The 22,703-nt window shown below is 68.3% G+C and carries 20 protein-coding genes; 11 read left to right on the top strand and 9 right to left on the bottom strand.

What is annotated here, in order from left to right:
- Positions 1 to 7: 7 nt before the first annotated feature.
- The gene (locus AB0878_RS01920) at positions 8 to 1,231 is read right to left on the bottom strand and encodes a peptidase M15 (protein WP_366575583.1); all 1,224 of its coding nucleotides are present in this window, start codon (positions 1,229 to 1,231) and stop codon (positions 8 to 10) included.
- Positions 1,232 to 1,274: 43 nt separating this feature from the next.
- Between AB0878_RS01920 and AB0878_RS01915 the strand changes: the two genes are divergently transcribed.
- On the top strand, positions 1,275 to 1,529 hold the full coding sequence (locus AB0878_RS01915) for a hypothetical protein (protein WP_366575582.1): 255 nt from the start codon (positions 1,275 to 1,277) through the stop codon (positions 1,527 to 1,529).
- Positions 1,530 to 1,757: 228 nt separating this feature from the next.
- On the opposite strand, the gene AB0878_RS01910 is transcribed toward AB0878_RS01915, so the two are convergent.
- The 5 genes from AB0878_RS01910 to sdhC all read right to left on the bottom strand — a co-directional run bounded on the left by AB0878_RS01910 (position 1,758) and on the right by sdhC (position 6,294).
- Positions 1,758 to 2,744, bottom strand: a complete 987-nt coding sequence (locus AB0878_RS01910) for a hypothetical protein (RefSeq protein WP_366575580.1) — start codon at positions 2,742 to 2,744, stop codon at positions 1,758 to 1,760.
- Between the two features lie 112 nt (positions 2,745 to 2,856).
- Positions 2,857 to 3,627: a succinate dehydrogenase iron-sulfur subunit gene (locus tag AB0878_RS01905; RefSeq protein WP_366575578.1), complete on the bottom strand. Its 771-nt coding sequence runs from the start codon at positions 3,625 to 3,627 to the stop codon at positions 2,857 to 2,859.
- Positions 3,627 to 5,381 (bottom strand): succinate dehydrogenase flavoprotein subunit, encoded by a 1,755-nt coding sequence (gene sdhA, locus AB0878_RS01900; RefSeq protein WP_366575576.1) that lies wholly within the window; start codon positions 5,379 to 5,381, stop codon positions 3,627 to 3,629. Before sdhA ends, AB0878_RS01905 begins: the two co-directional genes overlap by 1 nt.
- Positions 5,382 to 5,431: 50 nt before the next feature.
- Positions 5,432 to 5,848, bottom strand: a complete 417-nt coding sequence (locus tag AB0878_RS01895; protein ID WP_220246220.1) for a succinate dehydrogenase hydrophobic membrane anchor subunit — start codon at positions 5,846 to 5,848, stop codon at positions 5,432 to 5,434.
- Between the two features lie 2 nt (positions 5,849 to 5,850).
- Positions 5,851 to 6,294, bottom strand: a complete 444-nt coding sequence (gene sdhC / locus AB0878_RS01890; protein WP_364181685.1) for a succinate dehydrogenase, cytochrome b556 subunit — start codon at positions 6,292 to 6,294, stop codon at positions 5,851 to 5,853.
- 691 nt (positions 6,295 to 6,985) lie between these two features.
- On the opposite strand from sdhC, the gene AB0878_RS01885 reads away from it, so the two are divergent.
- The 6 genes from AB0878_RS01885 (at position 6,986) to AB0878_RS01860 (ending at position 13,809) form a co-directional block, all read left to right on the top strand.
- Positions 6,986 to 8,131, top strand: a complete 1,146-nt coding sequence (locus AB0878_RS01885; RefSeq protein ID WP_366575574.1) for a BMP family ABC transporter substrate-binding protein — start codon at positions 6,986 to 6,988, stop codon at positions 8,129 to 8,131.
- A 78-nt stretch (positions 8,132 to 8,209) separates the two neighbouring features.
- Positions 8,210 to 9,775 carry an ABC transporter ATP-binding protein gene (locus AB0878_RS01880; protein ID WP_366575573.1) on the top strand — a complete coding sequence of 522 codons (1,566 nt, stop codon included), beginning with the start codon at positions 8,210 to 8,212 and terminating at the stop codon, positions 9,773 to 9,775.
- The gene (locus AB0878_RS01875; RefSeq protein WP_366575571.1) at positions 9,775 to 10,872 is read left to right on the top strand and encodes an ABC transporter permease; all 1,098 of its coding nucleotides are present in this window, start codon (positions 9,775 to 9,777) and stop codon (positions 10,870 to 10,872) included. The genes AB0878_RS01880 and AB0878_RS01875 overlap by 1 nt, the downstream gene beginning before the upstream one ends.
- 20 nt (positions 10,873 to 10,892) lie before the next feature.
- Positions 10,893 to 12,149: an ABC transporter permease gene (locus tag AB0878_RS01870; protein WP_366575955.1), complete on the top strand. Its 1,257-nt coding sequence runs from the start codon at positions 10,893 to 10,895 to the stop codon at positions 12,147 to 12,149.
- Positions 12,146 to 12,535: a cytidine deaminase gene (locus AB0878_RS01865; protein ID WP_366575953.1), complete on the top strand. Its 390-nt coding sequence runs from the start codon at positions 12,146 to 12,148 to the stop codon at positions 12,533 to 12,535. The genes AB0878_RS01870 and AB0878_RS01865 overlap by 4 nt, the downstream gene beginning before the upstream one ends.
- Complete coding sequence (locus tag AB0878_RS01860) at positions 12,532 to 13,809, top strand: thymidine phosphorylase (protein ID WP_366575569.1); 1,278 nt, start codon at positions 12,532 to 12,534, stop codon at positions 13,807 to 13,809. The genes AB0878_RS01865 and AB0878_RS01860 overlap by 4 nt, the downstream gene beginning before the upstream one ends.
- 211 nt (positions 13,810 to 14,020) lie before the next feature.
- Here AB0878_RS01860 and AB0878_RS01855 read toward each other — a convergent pair whose 3' ends face one another.
- Positions 14,021 to 15,148, bottom strand: coding sequence for a PA containing protein (locus AB0878_RS01855; RefSeq protein WP_366575567.1), 1,128 nt, complete (start codon positions 15,146 to 15,148; stop codon positions 14,021 to 14,023).
- Positions 15,149 to 15,359: 211 nt separating this feature from the next.
- Between AB0878_RS01855 and AB0878_RS01850 the strand changes: the two genes are divergently transcribed.
- Positions 15,360 to 16,451: an adenosine deaminase gene (locus tag AB0878_RS01850; RefSeq protein WP_366575566.1), complete on the top strand. Its 1,092-nt coding sequence runs from the start codon at positions 15,360 to 15,362 to the stop codon at positions 16,449 to 16,451.
- A gap of 111 nt (positions 16,452 to 16,562) precedes the next feature.
- Positions 16,563 to 17,777 carry an MFS transporter gene (locus AB0878_RS01845; RefSeq protein ID WP_366575564.1) on the top strand — a complete coding sequence of 405 codons (1,215 nt, stop codon included), beginning with the start codon at positions 16,563 to 16,565 and terminating at the stop codon, positions 17,775 to 17,777.
- A 112-nt stretch (positions 17,778 to 17,889) separates the two neighbouring features.
- Here the strand turns inward: AB0878_RS01845 and AB0878_RS01840 are convergent, their stop codons facing one another.
- Positions 17,890 to 19,137 (bottom strand): primosomal protein, encoded by a 1,248-nt coding sequence (locus AB0878_RS01840; protein WP_366575562.1) that lies wholly within the window; start codon positions 19,135 to 19,137, stop codon positions 17,890 to 17,892.
- Between the two features lie 155 nt (positions 19,138 to 19,292).
- On the opposite strand from AB0878_RS01840, the gene AB0878_RS01835 reads away from it, so the two are divergent.
- Together AB0878_RS01835 and AB0878_RS01830 are read left to right on the top strand one after the other, a co-directional pair.
- Complete coding sequence (locus AB0878_RS01835; protein WP_366575560.1) at positions 19,293 to 21,797, top strand: DUF3516 domain-containing protein; 2,505 nt, start codon at positions 19,293 to 19,295, stop codon at positions 21,795 to 21,797.
- A gap of 94 nt (positions 21,798 to 21,891) precedes the next feature.
- On the top strand, positions 21,892 to 22,023 hold the full coding sequence (locus AB0878_RS01830) for a hypothetical protein (protein WP_255638653.1): 132 nt from the start codon (positions 21,892 to 21,894) through the stop codon (positions 22,021 to 22,023).
- Positions 22,024 to 22,030: 7 nt separating this feature from the next.
- On the opposite strand, the gene AB0878_RS01825 is transcribed toward AB0878_RS01830, so the two are convergent.
- Complete coding sequence (locus AB0878_RS01825; protein WP_366575558.1) at positions 22,031 to 22,657, bottom strand: hypothetical protein; 627 nt, start codon at positions 22,655 to 22,657, stop codon at positions 22,031 to 22,033.
- Positions 22,658 to 22,703 lie beyond the last annotated feature (46 nt).

Here is a 22,703-nt window from a genome sequence, read left to right as displayed (position 1 = left end):
GCTCGCGCTACTGCCGGGCCTGCTTCTTGCGCTGGTGGCCGATCACGAACCCGCCGACGATGATCAGGGCGACCACCAGCGTGAGGATCCAGCCCGTGGTGCCGAACGGGTCTTCCTTCGCCTGGGCGGCCGACGAAGCGGCGCCGGCCGCGACGTTGGCCGGCGGAGCGGGCGGCGCCGTGGCCACCAGGGCCTCGTACGCGATGCGCCCGACGGGCTCGGCGTGGTCGGCTTCGAGGGCGAAGCCGTAGTCGAGCAGCTTGCCCGCCTGGTCGACGACCTTCGTGGGCCGTTGCTCCGCACGCATCATCACCACGGCGAGGCGGCGGCCGTCCTTCTCCGCGGCACCGACGTAGGTGTGGCGGGCGTCGTCGGTGAAGCCCGTTTTGCCGCCGAGGAAGCCGGGGTAGACGCCGAGGAGCTTGTTGTCGTTGTAGACCGGAATGGCGGGTTTGCCGCCCGCCGGCGGAATCGTGTACGACTGCGTGGCCACGGCCTGCGCGATCTCCTGCTGCTTCATCGCGTAGTGGAAGATCAGGCTCAGGTCGTAGGCCGAGGTGGACATCCCGGGCCCGTCGAGCCCCGACGGCGTCGCCGCGCGCGTGTCCATGGCGCCGATGCGCTTGGCCAGCAGGTTCATCTTCGTGGTCGTGACGTCGACGCCGCCGAGCGCGGTCGCGAACGCGTGGGCGACGTCGTTGCCCGAGTGCATCAGCAGGCCGTGCAGCAACTGGTCGACCGTGTAGGACGCCCCGGCGACGATGCCGACGCAGGTGCACTCCTGCTCGGCGTCCTCCTTCGTGGGCACCACGATCTGGTCGGGCTTCATCTCACTGGTCACGACCAGCGCGAGCAACGTCTTGATCAGCGACGCCGGCCGCTCCCGCGCGTGCGGGTTCTTCGCCGCGATGACGTCGCCGGTGTCGAGGTCCTGCACCACCCACGAAGCGGCGGTGTTGCCGTCCGGCGGGTTGAGCGCGCCGTCGGGCAGGATCATCCCGCAGCCGCCCATGCGCAGCCCGCCGACGGGCTCCGCGGGCACCGGCAACGGTGGCGGCACCGTCTGCCCGGGCGCCGGCTTCTCGGAGGTGTCCACCGGCGCCGGAGGTGCGGCCTGGTCCTGACAGGGTTGAGCCTGGGCTACCGCCGCGGTGGGACTTCCTGCGCCGAACAGCCCAAGGGCCACCACCGCGACGAGGACCGGGAGCGACCGGGAGAAAACGCTGTGCACCCACGCAATCTAGCGTCGAGAGCCCGGTTGCATACTCAGGGGCATGCGCATTTCACGAGGTACTGCGGTCTTCCTGCTGTTGTTCGGCGTGTGGTCCTGGATCATCTGGATCACCTTCGCCAAGAACCTCTGGGCCAGCTCCCAGTCCTGGTCAGCCGATGGGTCCCCCACGGCGTACTTCATCGTGCACGCGGTGCTGACGGTGGTGTCGTTCGTGCTGGGGACGATCATCGGGATCCTGGGCTGGCGAGCGCTGCGGTCCACCCGATCGAAGGAACGTTCCCCGGCCGACTCCTGATCAAGGGGCAGGGTGGCTCGGCGGTCGCCGGATACGGCCGTCCGCCGGTATGACAGCGGGGCGCAAATGGAGTAGGGTCAGCGCTCTCGCGAGCCACTCCAGCGTAGGCTCGCACTATCCGAATGGAATTCGTATGTCCGGCGGTTCCGAAACGGGTGGCAACTGATCGGTGTTCCGATCGCGCACCCGAAAAACCCGGAGTCCGCACTCCGGGTTTTTTTATGACCGTCACGAATCCGGTGAATAGTCGGCGATGAATCCCATGTACTGAGACATTTTCGGGTTCGCCGCGGAGAACTCCACGATCACGTCCTTGCCCTGCCGGAGCCGCCGTAGCCCTTGCGCGCCCTGGTTTCGCACGACGAAGGCGGAGTCGCGTTTGACGTTGCGGAAGATCACCCGGTGCTCGAACTTGCTGATTTCCTTGCGGAACATCACGTCGAACGATTCGGGCTCGGTGCCCGACATCAGGTCCACCGAGTACTTCGGCCACGTCCATTCCACGGTGACCACGTCGCCTTCCTGAACGATCGTGCCGAGATGGATGTAGATGTCCAGTTTCGGTTTCCCGTTCGCGGACGTGGACCAGATCGAAGTCGCGTTGGCGCGGGTCTTCTGGTCGATGTCTTCGGTGCCGGCGTGGAAAGCCTTGCACTGCACCAACCGGCGGTCGCGCTCGGTCATCGGCGTGGTGCCGTAGTAGACGAGGTTCACGGACAGATAACGCGGGATGTTGTCGTTCGCCTCGTGGAGCACGAGCACCCGGCGGCAGAACGCGTCGCCATTGTCCTCAATGGTCACTTCCTGCATCCACTCCTGCACGGCGATGGGCTTGCGCGTGCGCATGGCGAGCGCGTCGGCGTACCTGTGCAGCAGCTCCTCGCTGTGCTGCACCTGGTTGCGGAGCTTGTGGGTGCCGGCGAAGGAGATCGCGCTGGCGATCACGAACAACCCGCCGGCGATGCTGGCGAACGTCGTGCGCAGCCACTCCATGCCGACCACCTCGCCGATCAGGCCCACGCTGCCGAGCATGGCGACCGTCGCCGCGAACACCCGCAAGTAGCCATGTCGGAACACGAGTTCTTCGAGATCTGCGATGAACGGTGTCAGGTGTTGGGAAAGCACCTTCCGCAGTTCCGTACCAGCACTCATCTGTTCGTTCCCCGTCGCACGACCGTCCGAGTCATCGGTAACGGGTAAGAATAGCTCAGTCACGCAGGGTCGCGTTAGCGCCGAACAGGGGAGTTTTGTCTGTCTTGGCTGCGAATCGGCAACGAAAAGGCCCCCACCCGGCGAACCGGGCGAGGGCCTCCCCGCAACGAAATTCTCAGACGCGCTTGAACAGCAGCGCCCTCTTCACTTCCTGAATCGCCTTGGTCACCTGAATCCCGCGCGGACAAGCGTCCGTGCAGTTGAAGGTCGTGCGGCAGCGCCAGACGCCCTCGGAGTCGTTCAGGATGTCGAGGCGCTCCTCGGCCGCGTCGTCGCGGGAGTCGAAGATGAAGCGGTGCGCGTTGACGATGGCGGCGGGGCCGAAGTACGAGCCGTCGTTCCAGTAGACCGGGCAGGACGACGTGCAGCAGGCGCAGAGGATGCACTTGGTGGTGTCGTCGAAGCGGTCGCGGTCGGCCTGCGACTGGATGCGCTCGCGGGAGGGCTCGTGGCCGTAGTTGATCAGGTACGGCTTGACCGACCGGTAGGCCTCGAAGAACGGGTCCATGTCGACGTAGAGGTCCTTCAACGTCGTCAGGCCCTTGATCGGGGCGATGGTGATGGTGGTCTTCTTGCCGCCGGTCTCCAGCAGGTCCTTCATGAGCACCTTGCAGGCCAGCCGGTTGATGCCGTTGATCTGCATGGCGTCCGAGCCGCACACGCCGTGGGCGCACGACCGGCGGAACGAGAACGTGCCGTCGATGTAGTCCTTGACGTAGAACAGCAGGTTCAGCAGCCGGTCGGTGCGCTGCGCCGGGACGTCGTAGGACTCCCAGTGCGGCTCGGTGTCGACCTCGGGGTTGAAGCGCAGGATCTTCAGCGTGACCGTGATCGGCGTGTGGTCCTGCGAGGCCGCGGGTGCTTCTTCGGTGGTTGCCGCAGTCATCAGTACTTCCGCTCCATCGGCTCGTAACGCGTGAAGGTCACCGGCTTGTAGTCGAGGCGGATGTCGGCCGAGAGGCCCTCACCCTGCTTGTACGCCATGGTGTGGCGCATGAAGTTCGTGTCGTCGCGGTTCGGGTAGTCCTCGCGGGCGTGGCCGCCGCGCGACTCCTTGCGCGCCAGGGCGCCCACGATCAGGACCTCGGCCAGCTCCAGCAGGAAGCCCAGCTCGACGGCTTCGAGCAGGTCGGTGTTGTACCGCTTGCCCTTGTCCGACACGGTGATCCGCGTGTACCGCTCCTTCAGCGCCTGGATGTCGGTCAGCGCCTGCTTGAGCGTGTCCTCGGTGCGGTACACCGAGGCGTGCGAGTCCATCGTCTGCTGCATTTCCTTGCGGATGTCGGCGACGCGCTCGTCACCGTGCTCCGACAGCAGGCCGGCGATCTGGTCCTCGACGAGCTTGGTCGGCAGCTCCGGCAGCTCGACGTGCTCGTGTGCCAGCGCGTACTCCGCGGCCGCGATGCCGGCGCGGCGGCCGAACACGTTGATGTCGAGCAGCGAGTTGGTGCCCAGGCGGTTCGAGCCGTGCACCGACACGCACGCGACCTCGCCGGCCGCGTACAGGCCCGGGATCACGTTCTCGTTGTCCCGCAGCGCTTCGCCGTGGATGTTGGTCGGGATGCCGCCCATCACGTAGTGGCAGGTCGGGAACACCGGCACGGGTTCCTTCACCGGGTCGACGCCGAGGTAGGTGCGCGAGAACTCGGTGATGTCCGGCAGCTTGGTCTCGAGGACCTCCACCGGCAGGTGCGTCACGTCGAGGACCACGTAGTCCTTGTTCGGGCCCATGCCGCGGCCCTGCAGCACCTCCTGGACCATCGAGCGGGCGACGATGTCGCGCGGCGCGAGGTCCTTGATGGTGGGGGCGTAGCGCTCCATGAACCGCTCGCCGTCGGCGTTGCGCAGGATCCCGCCCTCGCCGCGGACGGCTTCGGAGATCAGGATGCCCAGGCCCGCGAGGCCGGTCGGGTGGAACTGGAAGAACTCCATGTCCTCCAGCGGCAGGCCCTTGCGGAAGATGATGCCGAGGCCGTCACCGGTGAGGGTGTGCGCGTTCGACGTCGTCTTGAAGATCTTGCCCGCGCCGCCGGTGGCGAACACGATGGACTTGGCCTGGAACACGTGCAGCTCGCCGGTGGCCAGCTCGTAGGCCACGACGCCCGACGCGATCGGGTTGCCGTTCTCGTCCTCGCTGGTCACGAGGTCGAGCACGTAGAACTCGTTGAAGAACTCCGTGCCGTACTTGACGCAGTTTTGGTACAGCGTCTGCAGGATCATGTGGCCGGTGCGGTCCGCGGCGTAGCAGGCGCGGCGCACGGCCGCCTTGCCGTGGTCACGGGTGTGGCCACCGAAGCGGCGCTGGTCGATCTTGCCCTCGGGCGTGCGGTTGAACGGCAGGCCCATCTTCTCGAGGTCGAGGACCGCGTCGATGGCCTCCTTGGCCATGATCTCCGCGGCGTCCTGGTCGACGAGGTAGTCGCCGCCCTTGACGGTGTCGAAGGTGTGCCACTCCCAGTTGTCCTCTTCGACGTTCGCCAGCGCGGCGCACATGCCGCCCTGGGCGGCGCCGGTGTGGGACCGCGTCGGGTACAGCTTCGTGAGGACCGCGGTGCGGGCGCGCTGGCCGGCCTCGATGGCCGCGCGCATGCCGGCGCCGCCGGCGCCGACGATCACCACGTCGTACTTGTGGAACTGCATAGGGATTGCTCCGCTTATCAGGAATCGAGCACTGTATGTGGTGGGTGCGCCTAGCTGGCGGGCATCTCGGGGTCGAACGTGAAGATCACCAGCGTGCCGACGGCCAGGATCAGGACCATCGAGACGTACAGCAGGATCTTCAGCCAGAACCGCGTGGAGTCCTTGCGGGCGTAGTCGTCGATGATCGTGCGCAGCCCGTTGCCGCCGTGGATCTCGGCGAGCCACAGCATCGCGAGGTCCCAGAACTGCCAGAACGGCGAAGCCCAGCGACCGGCGACGAAGCCCCAGTTGATGCGGTGCACACCGCCGTCGAGGATGTTCATGATCAGCAGGTGGCCCAGCACCAGGATGATCAGCGCGAGGCCCGAGATGCGCATGAACAGCCAGCTGTAGAGCTCGAAGTTGCTGCGGCGGGCCGCCGGGCGCTTGGGGGTGCGCGGCGATTCGATGACGAGCGAGTCGGCCATGGTCAGTTACCCCCGAAGAGCGTCTCGACCGTGCGCTTCAGCATGAAGAACGCACCCGGAATCATCACGACGACCCACACGACACCGATCACCCACAGCATTGTCTTCTGGAACTTCGGGCCCTTGGACCAGAAGTCGACCAGCATGACGCGGACGCCGTTGAGGGCGTGGAAGAGGACCGCCCCGACCAGACCGACCTCGAGCAGGTTCACGAGCGGCGTCTTGTACGTCTCGATCACCTGGTCGTAGGTGTTCGGCGACACGCGGACGAGCGCGGTGTCGAGCACGTGCACGAACAGGAAGAAGAATGTCAGCACGCCGGTGATGCGGTGCAGTACCCAGGACCACATGCCGGGGTCGCCCCGGTAGAAGGTCCCCTGCCGGCGTGAGGCACCCGCCCGATCGCTCGCTCCTGCCTCGGTGGCAGTGCTCGCCGTGGTGGACATCGGTGAACGGCCTCCAACGTCATCTGTTGTGCCCGGCTGACCGGTGAGGTCCGCACCCGCTTCAGCGTCGGTCCACTGGGGACAACGCCGGCAGCGGTGCCGAGATCTAAGGCCATCGAGCGTGGATGAAAGGATGCTAGACCCGCCATCTGGACCCGGCTCACCTCCGGGTTCGTCTCTGTGATGGACCAGACACCCCGAGCGTCCCGCACCACTCGGACGTGTGGCGCCGGCCACGCTCCACGGGCGGTCCAGGGCGAATCCGACCTGGGGCTCCCGGCCCGGTCGATTCGATTCAGCAGACCGGAACCGGATCCGGTCGCGAGTGAAAAACCAGCCGGGCCCGAACGGGTTTCGTGATGTCCGCAACGCCCGTCCGGCGAGGCCTTCGCCGGGCGGTGGACGAAGATCGTCCGGACGGGTTCCGTCGCGCGGCGACGACGGGCCGCGGTGCCCCGGACTGTGACAGCTGGTGAGCACTTGCCTGATTCAGTTGATCACCGTAAGTACACGATCGGTCGCGAATCAGACCGCTGAGTAAACGTTTGTGTTACGTAGCGTGCCTTTCCTATGGCGGTTGTCTGGCGGTTGGGTACGGTCTGGCGGTTGAACTCGGCACTGACGAAGAACTGCCGGGTCGCTTCCACTTAGTCCGCTGGATCAGCGGGGAGGGAGACACACGTTGCGTCGCATGCGTGGAACCGCGCTGGCCGCCGCGACCATGGCCGGGGTCCTCACCTTGGCAGGGTGCGCGAAGGACACCGGCGGGGGCAGCAGCAACAACACGGCCGCGGCCGGCAGCTCGGACTCGAGCTGCGTCACCGCGCCGAAGCCGCCCGCGGCTCCGGCGGCAGCCACGACCAGCAGCTCGTCCGGCGAGAAGGTGGACGGCAGCAAGCTCAAGGTCGGCCTGGCGTTCGACATCGGCGGCCGGGGTGACGCCTCGTTCAACGACGCGGCCGCGGCCGGCGTCGACAAGGCGAAGTCCGAGCTCGGCATCACGACCGTCAGCGAGAGCACGGCCAGCCCGAGCGAGAGCGAGTCGGCCAAGCAGCAGCGGCTCGAGCAGATGGCGTCGCAGGGCCTGAACCCGATCATCGCGGTCGGCTTCGCCTACGCGCCGTCGGTGGCCGCCGTCGCGCCGAAGCACCCGAACACCCGCTTCGCGATCGTCGACGACGACACGATCAAGCTCCCCAACGTGACGCCGCTGGTGTTCGCCGAGGAACAGGGCTCGTTCCTGGCCGGCGTCGCCGCGGTCTACAAGAGCAAGAACTGCCACATCGGCTTCGTCGGTGGCGTGGACACGCCGCTGATCCAGAAGTTCGAGGCCGGCTACCTGCAGGGCGCCAAGGCCGTGTCGAACAAGGTCAAGATCGAGGACGAGTACCTCACGCCGGCCGGTGACTTCTCCGGTTTCCAGGACCCGGCCAAGGGCAACGTCAAGGCCGCCGCCGAGATCAACAACGGCGCGGACGTGATCTACCACGCCGCCGGTGCCTCCGGTAAGGGCGTGTTCGACGCCGCCAAGACGTCGGGCAAGGCGTTGGCCATCGGGGTCGACTCCGACCAGTACAACCAGGCCACGGTCGCCGCGGACAAGGACATCATCCTCACCTCGATGATGAAGCGCGTGGACGTCGCGGTGTTCGACTTCCTGCAGGCCGACGCGAAGGGCGACCTGAGCGTGCTGCCGAAGCGCTTCGACCTGAAGGTCGACGGCGTCGGCTACGCCACCTCCGGCGGCAAGGTCGACGACATCAAGGACGTGCTGGACGGTTACAAGGCCCAGATCATCTCGGGCGCCATCCAGGTTTCGGACAAGCCGGCCAAGTAGTACCCGCCACGTGCCAGGGCTCGGAAGGATCTTCCTTCCGAGCCCTCACGCGTTTCGACAGAACTGGATGCCCCAGCAATGAGCACTGCCGAGGCCGATGCCGTCCCCGACCGGGGCACGACGGCCGTCCAGCTGACCGGGATCACCAAGCGCTTCCCGGGTGTGGTCGCCAACTCCGACGTCAACCTCACCGTGGCCGCGGGCGAGGTGCACGCCCTCTGCGGCGAGAACGGCGCGGGCAAGTCGACCCTGATGAAGATCCTCTACGGGATGCAGCAGCCCGACGAGGGAACCATCGCGATCAACGGCACCGAGGTGAAGCTGCGCAACCCGCAGGACGCCATCCAGGCCGGGATCGGCATGGTGCACCAGCACTTCATGCTCGCCGACAACTTCACCGTCTCCGAGAACGTGTTCCTCGGCGCCGAGGCCCTCCACGGCATCGGCGGCGCGGCGCGCGCCCGGCTCAAGAAGCTCTCCGAGCAGACGGGCCTGCGCGCCAAGCCCGATGCGTTGCTGGAGGAGCTCGGCGTGGCCGACCGCCAGCGCGTGGAGATCGTGAAGGTCCTCTACCGCGGCGCGAAGATCATCATCCTCGACGAGCCCACCGCGGTGCTCGTGCCGCAGGAGGTCGACGCGCTGTTCGCCACGGTCCGCGAGATGCAGGCCGACGGCTACACCTTCCTCTTCATCTCCCACAAGCTCGACGAGGTGCGCTCGATCGCCGACACCGTCACGGTGATCCGGCGCGGCACCACCGTCGGCACGGTCGACCCGAAGTCCATCACCAGCCGTCAGCTGGCGGAGATGATGGTGGGCTCGGAGTTGCCGAGCCCGGAGACGCGCGAGTCGACGGTGACCGACCGCGGCGTGCTGCGCCTGACCGGCATCAGCCTCACGGCCGAGAACTCGTCGCTCCAGCTGCTCGACGATATCGACTTCACCGTGCACGCGGGCGAGGTGCTCGGCATCGCGGGCGTCGAGGGCAACGGCCAGACCGAGCTCGTCGAGACGATCATGGGCATGCGCAAGGCCAGCGGCGGGCACATCGAGCTCGCCGAGGCCGACGGCAAGACCCACGACCTGGTGAAGCTGGGCACGCTCGCGCGGCGCGAGGCCGGCATCGGCTACATCGCCGAAGACCGCACGCGCCACAGCCTCCTGCTCACTCAGCCGTTGTGGGCCAACCGGATCCTCGGCTACCAGACGCGCAAACCCGTCTCGAGTGGACAGTTGCTCGACATCGCCGGCGCGCGTCGCGACACCGAGCGCATCGTCCGCGAGTACGACGTGCGCACGCCGGGCATCGACGTGCCGGCCGCCGCGCTCTCGGGCGGCAACCAGCAGAAGCTGATCGTCGGGCGCGAGCTGTCGGGCAATCCCGTGCTGCTCATCGCTTCGCACCCGACGCGCGGCGTCGACGTCGGTGCGCAGGCCATGATCTGGGAGCAGATCCGGCAGGCGCGCGCCGACGGGCTCGCGGTGCTGCTGATCTCCGCCGACCTCGACGAGCTGATCGGGCTCTCCGACACGATCCGCGTGATGCTGCGCGGGCGCCTGGTGAGCGAGGCGAACCCCGCCACGGTGACCCCGCAGGAACTCGGTTCCGCCATGACCGGTGCCGAAGAAGGTGAAGAAGCGTAATGACTTCGTGGCGCACGCGGCTGCTGCCGCCCCTGCTCGCGATCGTGTTCGCCGTGCTGCTCTCGGCGATCGCGCTCGTCATCTCCGGCGCCAACCCGCTGGAGGCGTACGGGACCATGGTGGGCCAGCTCTTCAAGGGCTCCACCGCCGTGGACACGGTGAACCTCGCGACGGTGTACTACCTGTCCGGGCTCGCGGTGGCCATCGGCTTCCAGATGAACCTGTTCAACATCGGTGTCGAGGGCCAGTACCGGTTCGCGGCCGTGGTCGCCGCGATCATCGGTGGCGCGCTGCAACTGCCGCCGGTCCTCCACACCCTCGTGATCCTGATCGTCGCGGTCGCGTCGGGTGCGCTGTACGCGCTGGTCCCCGCCGTGCTGAAGGTGACCCGCGGCGTCAGCGAGGTCATCTCGACGATCATGCTGAACTCGATCGTCGCCGGCATCATCGCGTTCCTCGTCAACGCCGACCAGTTCGGCGTGCAGACGGGCAACAACATCGGCACGCGCACGATCGCGCCGTCGGGCCGGATTCCCGGCATCCCGCTCGGCTCGGGCGTGCTGTTCGGGTTCTTCTTCATCGCCATCGTGATCGGCATCGCCTACTGGTTCATGCTCAACCGCACGCGGTTCGGCTTCGAGCTCAAGGCGAGCGGCGAGTCGTCGACGGCCGCGGCGGCCGGTGGCGTGAGCGCGAAGCGGATGACGCTGATCGCGATGCTGCTCTCCGGCGCGGTGGCGGGTCTCGTCGCCATGCCGGAGCTGCTCGGCCGCGACTACAGCTACGGCATCACGGCCACGCAGATGTACGGCTTCACCGGCATCGCCGTGGCGCTGCTGGGCCGCAACCACCCCGGCGGCATCGCGTTCGGCGCGCTGCTGTGGGCGTTCCTCGACACCTCGGCGGTGTCGCTGGAGCAGATCAACGTGTCCAAGGAGATCGCGACGATCATGCAGGGCATCATCGTGCTGTCGGTCGTCGTCGCGTACGAGATCGTGCGCCGCGCCGACCTCGCGGCGGAACAACGCAGGGTGGGCCGCGCGCTCGCCGGCAACGGGCGCAAGGGTTCGTCCGTCGCGGAAGGCGGTGCGGTGTGAGCCAGGTGACGGAGTTCCCGATGCCGGATCCCGCCTCCGGGATCACCGAGCCCGTGAAGCCCCGGCGGCGGATGCCCGGCTGGCTGCGCGGCGCGATCTGGGCCGTCGTGGCGATCGCGGTGATGTCCACGGCGTCGTACTCGACCGGTGTTTCGGCGCTGACGTCGAGCAACACGGCGTCGACCGCGCTGCGGCTCGCGCTGCCGATCCTGCTGTGTGCGCTCGGCGGCCTGTGGTCGGAGCGCGCGGGCGTGGTCAACATCGGCCTCGAGGGCATGATGATCCTCGGCACGTTCGGCGCAGCCTGGGGCGCTTACTACGGCGGCGTGTGGGTCGGCCTGATCTCGGCGATCGCGTTCGGCGCCATCGGTGGCCTGCTGCACGCGGTGGCGACGGTGACCTTCAACGTCAACCACATCGTCTCCGGTGTGGCGATCAACTTGCTGGGCTTGGGCGTCGCGAAATACCTGGCGAACCTGATCTTCGAGCCGATCTCGGGCAACCCGCGGCAGTCGCCGCCGGTGCCGAAGTTCGACACGTACTCCGCGTCGGGCCTGTCCGACTGGCTCGGCACGCTGGAGAACGAGCAGCGCGTGGGGATCTCCGACGTCGCCGGCATTCTGCGTGGCCTGGTCACCGGCATCGCGCCGCTGACGATGATCGCGATCATCCTGGTGCCGGTCAGCTACTGGATCCTCTGGCGCACGCGGTTCGGCCTGCGCCTGCGTTCGTGCGGTGAGAACCCGGTGGCCGCGGAGTCGCTGGGTGTCAACGTGTACCGCTACAAGTACCTCGGCGTGCTGATCTCCGGCGGCTTCGCCGGCATGGGTGGCGCTTCGCTGGTGCTGCTCAAGGGCGGCGCCGACTACCTGGAGAACCAGACCAACGGCCGCGGGTACATCGGTCTGGCCGCCATGATCTTCGGCAACTGGCGCCCGGGCGGCCTGCTCGGAGGTGCGGCGCTGTTCGGGTACGCGGACGGCCTGCAGCTCGCCGGCGGTGGCACCGCGGTGCTGGCGCTGTTGTACGGCGCGGTGATCCTCGTGGCGATCATCGTGATCGTGCAGCTGTTCCGGAAGCGCTGGCTGTCGGCCGCGCTCGGCGTGATCGCCGCCGGCGCGCTGTACGCGATCTACTGGACCAACGACACGTTGCCGAGCGACCTGATCCCGTACACGGCGCACTTCGTGACGCTGATCGTGCTGGCGGTGGCGTCTCAACGGCTCCGTCCGCCGAAGGCCGACGGCGCACCGTATCGACGAGGGGAGGGCGACTGATGTCGTTCGACTGGGACGCGCTGCGGGCCGCCGCGGTCACGGCCGCTGCTTCGGCGTATGCCCCTTACTCCGGCTTGCACGTCGGCGTCGCGGGCATCGTGGACGACGGCCGCATGGTGACGGGCTGCAACGTCGAGAACGCTTCGTACGGCCTGGGTCTGTGCGCCGAGTGCACGATGGCGGGCCAGCTGCGGCTGTCCGGCGGCGGCCGCTTGGTGGCCGTCGCCTGCCGCAGCGGCGCGGGTGAGCTGCTCATGCCGTGCGGGCGGTGCCGGCAGATCCTGTTCGAGCTGGGCGGGTCTGCCTGTCTGGTCGACACGCCACGCGGAATCCTGCCGATGTCCGACGTCCTGCCCGACGCCTTCGGGCCCGAGGACCTCCCGTGACCTTCGCCGCGGTCGACATCATCCGAACCAAACGCGACGGCGGCGAGCTGTCCGACGCGCAGATCGACTGGGTGGTGGACGCCTACACGCGCGGGGTTGTGGCCGAGGAACAGATGGCCGCCCTGGCGATGGCCATCTTCCTGCGCGGGATGGCCCCTTCGGAGATCTCCCGCTGGACGGGCGCGATGATCGCGTCGGGCTCGCGGTTGTCGCTGCCGGTCGGGCGCCCGACGGTGGACAAGCACTCGACGGGCGGGGTCGGCGACAAGATCACCTTGCCGCTGGCGCCGCTCGTCGCCGCTTGCGGTGCCGCCGTGCCGCAGCTGTCCGGCCGCGGCCTCGGCCACACGGGCGGCACCCTGGACAAACTGGAGTCCATCCCGGGCTGGCGCGCGGCTCTGTCGCTGGACGAGATCACGGCGCAGTTGTCTTCGGTGGGCGCGGTCGTGTGCGCGCCCACCGAGGGCTTGGCGCCGGCGGACAAGAAGCTGTATGCGCTGAGGGATGTCACTTCGACCGTGGAGTCGATCCCGCTGATCGCCTCGTCGATCATGTCGAAGAAGATCGCCGAGGGCGCTTCGGGCCTGGTCCTGGACGTGAAGGCGGGCTCGGGCGCCTTCATGAAGACAGTGGCGGACGCTCGTTCGCTGGCCTCGACTCTGGTCTCGATCGGCGCGGCTCACGGCGTCGCGACGACGGCTCTGATCACGGACATGAACGTGCCCTTGGGCCGCGCGGTCGGCAACGCCGTGGAAGTGGCCGAGGCAGTCTCGGTCCTCCAGGGCGGCGGTCCGGCCGACGTGGTCTCCCTGACGATCGCCCTGGCCCGCGAGATGCTCGCTCTGGCCGGTTTGTCCTCAGTGGACCCCGCGGCCGTACTGGCTTCGGGCGAGGCTTACGAAACGTGGGCCCGCATGATCACCGCTCAGGGCGGGGATCCTTCGGCTCCGCTTCCTACACCTGCGCACGTCCACGTGGTCCCGGCTCCTTCGTCGGGGGTGCTGGCCTCGCTGGACGCCTACGCGGTCGGCGTGGCGGCCTGGCGCCTCGGCGCGGGCCGCGCCCGCAAGGAAGACCCGGTGCAGTCGGCGGCCGGCGTGCTGTGCCTCGCGAAGCCGGGGGATCCGGTTGTCGGCGGCCAGCCTTTGCTGGAGCTGCACACCGACACACCTGACGCAGTGGCCGGCGCTCTGGCGGCTTTGGAGGGGGCTTTCTCGGTGTCGGACACGGCTCCGGCTGTGGGGCCGATCGTCCTGGAGACCATCCGCTCCTGACTCGCGGCCGAGTTGTTCACACCATCCCTGAGTTGTGGACAACTCGGCCCCCGATCGCCTTGGCCACCGTTTTTGTCGGTGGGGGCCGATAGATTGGACCAGCCCCGAACACAAGAGTGTCCCGCAGGAAGCCTGCGGGACACGTTCGCCAGGTGGTCCAGACGAAGAAAGCCCCCGCCGAGGCAGGGGCTTTCTCCAAGAGGACTAAACCTCACTCACCAGCAGCGTCTTCCGGCTCAGACCCGTTCTTCGCCTTCGGGTCCACCGCCTTCGGGGACCGGCCGTTGCGCGAGCTGCGGCGCGGCTGGCGCGGCGCCGGGGCGGGCGGGGCGATCTGCTGCACGGCCGGGCCGCCGCCCAGCATCAGTTCGGCGAAGGTGGCCATGGCCTCGTCCAGCTGGCCGCCGATCCGGCGCACGGACTCGTCGTTCGAGCGGCGCACCAGGGAGTCGACGGAGTCGGTGTCGGGCTGCTTGGCGAGCGTGCCCTCGACCTTGGAGAGGCCGGTCTTGATGGAGCCGTCCAGGTCGCCCAGCTGGGAGACGAAGCCGTCTTCGACCTTGTCGAGGCGGTTGCCCAGGTCGTCGAGGCGCTGGGTGACCGTGTCGAGGCGGTTGACCAGACCTTCGAGGCGCTCGGAGGCGTCGACCATCTCGCCGGTCTCGGTGATGGCGGTGCGCAACGCGTCCGTGGTGCTGCCGAAGCGCTCGCGGGTGGCGCGGTCGAGCTCGTCGACGCGGGTGCGCAGCTCGTGGTCGGCCGTCTCGATGCGCTCGCGCAGGCTGGCGTCCGAGATCTCGATGCGCTCGCGCAGGGTGGCCTCCGCCAGCTCGATGCGCTCGCGCACCGGGCCCTGCGTGGTCTGCGGGATCGAGTCGAGCTTCGCGTCCTGCTTGTCCAGGTGGCCGCCCAGCTCGTCGAGCCGGCGGTGGATGTTCTGCAGCTTGTCCTCGAGCCCGTCCATCCGGCCGGCGACGCCCTCGAAGCGCGCGGCGACGCCGTCGAGCCGGCCGTCGAGCTGCGCGAACGGCTTGGCCAGCTTGTCGACGATGCTCTCGACCGCGTGGGTCAGAGCGGCGATCGCGTTGTCCTGGGCCTCCAGGCGCGTCATGGCCTCGTCGAGCCGCTCCGCGATCACGCCGACCTCGGTGCGGTCGGGCATCTCGGACAGCCGCTTGCGCACGGCGCCCAGCGAGTCGACCGGGGCGAGGCGCGCGTAGATGTCGTCCAGCGCGTCGAAGATCTGCTGCTGTTCGCTCTCGCGCACTTCGGCCGCGCGCACCAGCATGTTGCGCATCCGGTCGAAGGACGGAGCGGCAATGTGGTTGTCAGTGGTCACTGCTGTGTCCTTCGTCGGCGGGGAAATGGAAGGGACGTGGCCCGAAGCTTATCCAGTGAAAAATTGCTGTGTGTATGGGCCCCGCTAAGACCGGATAACGGCGGCGTTACCCGGATGGCCGATTCCTTCCTTGATCGTCAAAGCTCAGGGTTGCCTCGACGCTCAGAGTTACCGCCATGTAGGGGAATGACAACAAGACTACCGTTGGTGCATGTCAGACGTAACCCCGCTCGACGCAGCGACCCTGCTCCGAGCCCCCAAGGTCCTGCTGCACGACCACCTGGACGGCGGCCTTCGCCCGGCCACCGTCGTCGAGCTCGCCGAAGCGACGGGCTACGACGCCCTGCCGACCACCGACGTCGAGGCCCTCGGCCGCTGGTTCCGCGAGGCCGCCGACTCCGGCTCGCTCGTGTCCTACCTGGAGACGTTCGCCCACACCTGCGGCGTGATGCAGACCGAGGAAGCGCTGGTCAGGGTCGCGGCCGAGGCTGTGGAAGACCTCGCGGCCGACGGGGTGGTCTACGCCGAGCTGCGCTACGCACCGGAGCTGTTCGTCGAACGCGGCCTGTCACTCGATGCGGTGGTCGAAGCGGTCCAGACCGGTCTCGACGAGGGAACACAGCGCGTGGCCGCCGCGGGCGGTGCGATCAAGGTCGGCACGTTGCTCTGCGCGATGCGTCAGCACGCCCGCGCGCTCGAGATCGCCGAGCTGGCCGTGCGCCACCGCGACGCCGGCGTGGCGGGCTTCGACATCGCCGGCCCCGAGGACGGCTTTCCGCCCACCCGAAATCTCGACGCATTCGAATATCTGCGTCAGAACAACGCGCATTTCACGATTCACGCCGGCGAGGCATTCGGTTTGCCGTCCATTTGGGAGGCCCTCCAGTATTGCGGCGCCGAACGGCTCGGCCACGGTGTCCGGATCGTCGAGGACATCAAGACCGATTCGGACGGAACGGTCCACCTTGGACGGTTGGCGAGCTACGTTCGGGACCGCCGCATACCCCTGGAGATCTGCCCGACGTCGAACGTCCAGACCGGCACCGTCTCCTCGTTGGCCGACCACCCGATCGCGCAGCTCGCCCGCCTGCACTTCCGGGTCACGGTGAACACCGACAACCGGCTGATGAGCGGATGCACGATGACCAGTGAATTCACCGCTCTGGCGACCACGTTCGGGTTCGGTCTTGATGATCTTCGCTGGTTCACGATCAATGCCATGAAATCCGCGTTCCTCGATTTCGACGCCCGGTTGTCGCTGATCAACGACGTGATCAAGCCCGGGTACGCCGCTCTGGCCTGACGCCGCTTGCTGCCGAACGCGACCGCCCGCCTGGTGGTTGCGTTCGTTAGCATGCCCAACTAAAGTTCAGAATGTAGGAACTAATTCTCAATATGTGAGACGGTGAGGAAGATGTCGCAGGTCGCGGCCGGGGAGTCGATACGCGAAAAGCCCAGTTCTCGACGGTGGCTCATCCTCGCGCTCGGCCTCGCCGCGCAGACCGCGAGCTGTTCCTTCCTCTACGGCCTGCCGTTCCTGGTCCCCGCGATGCGCGCCGCCGACGACCTGACGCTCGCCGAGGCCGGCACTGTCGTCGCCGCGCCGAGCATCGGCCTGCTGCTCACCCTGATCGTGTGGGGCGCGGCTGCGGACCGTTACGGAGAGCGTCTGATCATGGCCCTCGGACTTGGCGTTTCGGGGTTACTCCTGGTGTACGCCGCGCTGTGGCATCACCCGGTCGGGCTTCTCTTCGGCGTGTTCCTTGTTGCCGGAGCGTGCACGGCGTCGGTCAACGCGGCGAGCGGCCGGGTCGTGATGGGCTGGTTCTCGAAGTCCGAGCGCGGCATGGCGATGGGCATCCGGCAGACGGCCCAGCCACTGGGCGTCGGCGTCGCCGCGCTGGGCCTGCCGCCGCTGGCCGCGCGCTGGGGGTTCCAGGCCGCGATGCTGTTGCCGGCCGTGCTGGCGATCCTGGTCGCGTTGCTGGTCGCGGTGTTCGTGATGGACCCGCCGCGGCCGCCGCGCCCCGCCGCCGGAGCTTCGAAGCCGCCTTCGCCGTATCGCAAGCCGTGGTTGTGGCGCGTGCACGGCGCGAGCGCGCTGCTGGCCGTGCCGCAGTTCACGGTGTCGGCGTTCGCGCCGGTCTACCTCGTGTCGCAGCAGCACTGGAGCCCGTCGGGCGCCGGCGTGTTCCTCGCGGTGGCCCAGGTGCTCGGCGCGGCGGGCCGGCTGGCATCGGGCTACTGGTCCGACCGCGTCGGCAGCCGCCTGCGCCCGATGCGCCAGCTCGCGATGGCCGGCGTGGTCGTGATGCTGCTCGTCGCCCTCGGCGACGCGACCTGGTTGTGGCTCGTGCTGCTCGCCCTGGTCCTCGCCGCGATCATCACGGTCGCTGACAACGGCCTCGGCTTCACCGCCTCCGCCGAACTCGCCGGCGTCGCCTGGTCCGGCCGCGCGATGGCCACCCAGAACACCGCGCAGAACATCGCGGGGGCCCTCACGCCACCCCTGCTCGGCCTCCTGATCGGCGACAGCCGCTACGCGCTGGCGTTCTGCGTGGTGGCGGTGTTCCCGGCGCTGGCGATCGCCGTGGTGCCGGTGCGCGCGGAGGCCGAAGCACACCACTGAGCGGGACGGATTCCGAACCGTTGTGCGGTGGGCCGGGCTCACGCGGGCCTGGAAAGACGCCGGCGGCCGCACTCTGGATTCGAGTGCGGCCGCCGGCGGTGCGTCAAGAGGTTCAGACCACCGTCAGGCGGTTCTCGAACGACTCCACCAGCTTGCGCCACGCGCTCTGCTCGGTGTCGAACGGCGCGCTCGGCTCGAGGCGGGTCGGGTCGGGGCGCAGGACGAACGAGACCAGCCAGCCGAGGCTTTCGTTCTGGGACAGGGCGGTCTCGACCGAGTCGTCCTCGGCCCAGTCGGCGGCGTCGGTGATGAGCTCGACCGCCAGCTCCAGCTGGTTGGGGTCGATGGACTCGACGCCCGCGGCGATGTCGTCGTCGAGGCCGGTGAGGACGTAGGTGTTCTCGGCATCGATGTCGATCTCGAGGTCGTCCGCCGCGGCCTTGGTCAGCACGTCGTCCCAAGTGGACACGTCGGCGAGGTCGGTGTCGGCCACGTCCTTGCCGTCCTTGAGAGCGGCGAGCAGGGCCTTCTCGGAGGGGAAGACGTCGATCTCGCCCTCGCTGCCGAGGAAGATCGGCTTGTCGTCGAGGTAGCAGCGCAGCGTGTAGTACTCGGCGCCGGCCGTGACGATCTTGATCGGGTCGATGCCGACCTCGCCCCAGAAGCCGACCGGCTCGTCGTCCTCGTCCTCATCGGAGTCGGGCGCGTCCACGGCTTCGAGGTCCTCCGGCTGCGCGGCCTCGGCCTCGGCCGACTCCTCGTGGAACGCAGCCAGCTCCTCGGCCGTCTGCTCCAGCACGGCGGCGTCGACCTCGGGCACGGTCACGAGATTGTCGATCGCGTCGAGCACGATGTCCCACTTCTCGGACACGGCCTTCGACAGGTCGTTCCACAGGGCCTCGCCCTCGCGGCCGGTGAACGGCAGCCGGCCCTGCTCCAGGAGCGAGAAGCCCTCGTACGCGTCGAGGACCTCGTGCACCTCGTCGAGCTCGCAGACGTCGGCGAGCGACCGGACGATGCCGACGATCTCCGCGAGCTCCGCGATCGTCCACGAGTCGGGCTCCTCGGCGACCAGCTCGGGCACGCCGACGAGGTCGTAGGAGTGGTCGTCGTCCGGGATCAGCTCGGGCACGTTCAGCGCCGGCACCGCGTCCCACGCCGGGTGGTCGAGCAGGTCGTGCTGGTCGGACGTGCGCACGAAAGCGGCCAGGTGAGCGGCGTCGGGGAAGGCGTACAGGTCGTCCTCGTCGCCGAGGAACGCTTCCCACTCCTCGCCGTCCTCCCGCCACCGCGGAGCCCACAGGGTGACGACGTCGCCCTGCGGCAGCCCGAGCTCGATCGGGATGATGTCCTGTGCCATTCTGCGAACCCTCCGGAGTACCGCCCGTGTACGCGCGCCCGCCCGGAAGTATCCCCCGGTCGGTGCGCGGTACCGCGAAGCCTACGGGTTGGGGCAAGCAGCCGCGATCGCCCCTGGGGAACTGGCGGCCCGGGGATGGCACGATGGGCACCGCGATGACACTCACAGACCTCCTGCCAGCGGATCCCGACGCCGACTCCCTGTTCGAAGCCTTCTCCACGTGGACGGCCGAGCGGGGCATCCAGCTGTACCCGGCCCAGGAGGAGGCGCTGATCGAGGTCGTCTCCGGCGCCAACGTGATCCTCTCGACGCCCACCGGTTCCGGGAAGAGCCTCGTGGCCGTCGGCGCCCACTTCACGGCGCTCGCCCACGGCCGCCGCAGCTACTACACCGCCCCGATCAAGGCGCTGGTCTCGGAGAAGTTCTTCCAGCTCATCGAGATCTTCGGCGCCGACAAGGTCGGCATGATGACCGGCGACTCCAGCGTCAACGCGGATGCCCCGATCATCTGCTGCACGGCGGAAATCTTGGCGAACATCGCGTTGCGCTTCGGTGCCGACGCGCCCGTGGGCCAGGTGGTCGCCGACGAGTTCCACTTCTACTCCGAGCCCGACCGCGGCTGGGCCTGGCAGGTCCCGATCATCGAGCTGACGGGCGCGCAGTTCGTGCTCATGTCGGCCACGTTGGGCGACGTCTCGTTCTTCCAGAAGGACCTCACGCGGCGCACGGGCCGCTCGACGGCCGTCGTGACGTCGGCGCAGCGGCCGGTTCCGCTGACCTTCCGGTACGCGCTCACGCCCATCCACGAGACCATGTCCGAGCTGCTCCACGGCGGCCAGGCGCCCGTGTACGTGGTGCACTTCTCGCAGGCCGCGGCCATCGAGCGGGCGCAGACGTTGATGAGCATCAACGTCACGACGAAGGCCGAAAAAGACGCGATCGCCGACCTGATCGGTGATTTTCGCTTCTCCGCGGGCTTCGGCAAGACGCTCTCGCGGCTCGTGCGCCACGGCATCGGCGTGCACCACGCCGGCATGCTGCCGAAGTACCGGCGCCTGGTCGAGACGCTCGCGCAGTCCGGGCTGCTCAAGGTGATCTGCGGGACGGACACGCTCGGCGTCGGCATCAACGTGCCCATCCGCACGGTCGTGTTCTCCGCCCTGACCAAGTACGACGGCGTGCGCCAGCGCCACCTCAAGGCGCGCGAGTTCCACCAGATCGCCGGCCGCGCGGGGCGCGCCGGGTACGACACCGACGGGTACGTGGTCGTCGAGGCGCCCGACCACGTCGTGGAGAACGCGAAGGCCCTGGAGAAGGCGGGCGACGACCCCAAGAAGAGGAAGAAGATCGTCCGGAAGAAGGCGCCGGAGGGGTTCGTCAACTGGACGGAGAGCACGTTCGACCGCCTGATCGCGGCCGAGCCCGAGCCGCTCACGTCGAGCTTCCAGGTGTCGCATTCGATGCTGCTGAACGTGATCTCCCGGCCGGGCAACGCGTTCGACCACATGCGGCACCTGCTGGAGGACAACCACTCCGACCGGCCGACGCAACGGAAGCTGATCCTGCGGGCCATCGCCATTTACCGGGCGCTGCTGGCCGCGGGCGTCGTGGAGCGGCTGTCCACTCCGGACGCCGACGGCCGGATCGTGCGGCTGACGGTGGACCTGCAGTTCGACTTCGCGCTGAACCAGCCGTTGTCGCCGTTCGCGTTGGCGGCGGTGGAGCTGCTGGACGTGGAATCGCCGTCGTACGCGTTGGACGTCGTGTCCATTGTGGAGTCCACCGTGGACGACCCGCGACCGGTGCTGTCGCAGCAGCAGTTCAAGGCCCGCGGCGAGGCCGTGCAGGCGATGAAGGCCGAGGGCATCGAGTACGACGAGCGCATGGAGCTGCTCGAGGCGGTGACGTACCCGAAGCCGTTGGAGGAGCTGCTTTCCGCGGCGTACGCCAGCTATCGGCAGGGGCACCCGTGGGTCGCGGACTACGAGCTGTCCCCGAAGTCCGTGGTGCGCGACATGTACGAGCGCGCGATGAACTTCGTGGAGTACATCGGCTTCTACCAGCTGGCGCGCTCCGAGGGCCTGGTGCTGCGCTACCTGGCGGACACCTACGACGCGCTGCGCCACACCGTCCCGGACGAGGCGAAGACCGAGGCGCTGCAGGACCTCATCGAATGGCTGGGCGAGCTGGTCCGCCAGGTCGACTCCAGCCTGCTGGACGAGTGGGAGGCCTTGCGGCACCCGTCGGCCGACGGTTCTCCGCTGGAGCGCACGCCTTCCGAACCACCCGCGGTCACCCGCAACGAACGCGCCTTCCGCGTCTTGGTGCGCAACGAGCTCTTCCGCCGCGTCGAACTCGCCGCCCGCCGCAACTACTACGCCCTCGGCGAGCTCGATGCCGCCACCGGCTGGGACGCCGACGCCTGGGAAGACGCCATCGAGGACTACTTCGACGAACACGACACCCTCGGCACCGGTCCCGACGCCCGCGGCCCGGCGCTGCTGCTCATCGAACAGGAAGCCGACTTGTGGCGCGTCCGCCAGATCTTCGACGACCCCGCCGGTGACCACGACTGGGGCATCAGCGCGGAGGTGGATCTGCGCGCGTCGGACGAGGTGGGTTCGGCCGTGGTGCGGATCGTGGACGTGAACCAACTCTGACGGCCGCGTCCGTTTGAGTGAGGTTTGTCTGAGTGGTCGTGGGGTCCTCCGGTGCGCTCTAACGTTTGGGCGAGCCGAGAAGGAGGAGGGGGCCATGGTGGAGGACAAGAACAACAGCGGTGGTGACGTCGAGGCCAAGCCGGCGAGCGGCGGAGATGTGGAAGCGAAGCCGGCGAGCGGTGGGGACGTGGAGGCCAAGCCCGCCAGCGGTGGGGACGTCGAGTAGACGAGCGTCAGGCCACGACCAAGCGCTGCCGCCGTCCGCTGAGCAGGACGACGAGCATCACCAGCGACAGCGCGGGCAACGGGTAGCCCAGCACCAGACCCGCGGTGGTGTCGAGAACCGGCGCGACGATCGCCGCCACGAACACCCACGTGGGCGCCGTCGCGGGTTTGGTGGTGGGGGACCAGGGCGTGCGGGACCAGGGCTTCGCCACGGAAATCCACGCCTGCACGGCCAGTCCGCCCGCCATGAGCCCGGCGCCGGCGGCCTGTTGCCACGTCGGGGTGGCCGTCGCGGCGGCGTTCTCCAGGGCGGGGGACAGCAGGAAGATCCCGGCGTACAGCTGCACGAGCGTGAGCCCGAACTTCACGAGCACCCACCAGTGCCGGAAGAAACCCCAGGCGGTCGCGCCTGCCAGGACGAGGCCGGTGAACGCGGCGGCGTTGGCCATGGGCGCCAGCAGCGCCGTGTCGAGGTGCTGCGCCATGTTCATCGCGGCGGCGCGGGTGGTCCCGTCGCCCCGCAGCGCCACGACGGTCAGCGTCATGAGCCCGAACGCCTGGCTCATCCACGCGATCGACGACACCGCGTGCAGCCACACCACCGCCTGCCGCCACCGCGGCGAAACCCTTGTCACACCAGTAACAATCGCCTGGACACCACCGCGGGCACATCCGGTGAAC

It is taken from the genome of Amycolatopsis sp. NPDC047767, from assembly GCF_040704195.1.
Taxonomy (GTDB): domain Bacteria; phylum Actinomycetota; class Actinomycetes; order Mycobacteriales; family Pseudonocardiaceae; genus Amycolatopsis.
Note: the sequence above shows the minus strand (reverse complement) of the source record. Positions and strands in the feature narration are given on the sequence as shown.

Coding starts and splice junctions, on each gene's coding strand:
- AB0878_RS01875 (WP_366575571.1), top strand. CDS start 9,775: ATGACTTCGTGGCGCACGCGGCTGCTGCCGCCCCTGCTCGCGATCGTG.
- AB0878_RS01830 (WP_255638653.1), top strand. CDS start 21,892: ATGGTGGAGGACAAGAACAACAGCGGTGGTGACGTCGAGGCCAAGCCG.
- sdhA (WP_366575576.1), bottom strand. CDS start 5,381: ATGCAGTTCCACAAGTACGACGTGGTGATCGTCGGCGCCGGCGGCGCC.
- AB0878_RS01915 (WP_366575582.1), top strand. CDS start 1,275: ATGCGCATTTCACGAGGTACTGCGGTCTTCCTGCTGTTGTTCGGCGTG.
- AB0878_RS01880 (WP_366575573.1), top strand. CDS start 8,210: ATGAGCACTGCCGAGGCCGATGCCGTCCCCGACCGGGGCACGACGGCC.
- AB0878_RS01895 (WP_220246220.1), bottom strand. CDS start 5,848: ATGGCCGACTCGCTCGTCATCGAATCGCCGCGCACCCCCAAGCGCCCG.
- AB0878_RS01835 (WP_366575560.1), top strand. CDS start 19,293: ATGACACTCACAGACCTCCTGCCAGCGGATCCCGACGCCGACTCCCTG.
- AB0878_RS01885 (WP_366575574.1), top strand. CDS start 6,986: ATGCGTGGAACCGCGCTGGCCGCCGCGACCATGGCCGGGGTCCTCACC.
- sdhC (WP_364181685.1), bottom strand. CDS start 6,294: ATGTCCACCACGGCGAGCACTGCCACCGAGGCAGGAGCGAGCGATCGG.
- AB0878_RS01850 (WP_366575566.1), top strand. CDS start 15,360: ATGTCAGACGTAACCCCGCTCGACGCAGCGACCCTGCTCCGAGCCCCC.
- AB0878_RS01845 (WP_366575564.1), top strand. CDS start 16,563: ATGTCGCAGGTCGCGGCCGGGGAGTCGATACGCGAAAAGCCCAGTTCT.
- AB0878_RS01905 (WP_366575578.1), bottom strand. CDS start 3,627: ATGACTGCGGCAACCACCGAAGAAGCACCCGCGGCCTCGCAGGACCAC.
- AB0878_RS01870 (WP_366575955.1), top strand. CDS start 10,893: ATGCCGGATCCCGCCTCCGGGATCACCGAGCCCGTGAAGCCCCGGCGG.
- AB0878_RS01840 (WP_366575562.1), bottom strand. CDS start 19,137: ATGGCACAGGACATCATCCCGATCGAGCTCGGGCTGCCGCAGGGCGAC.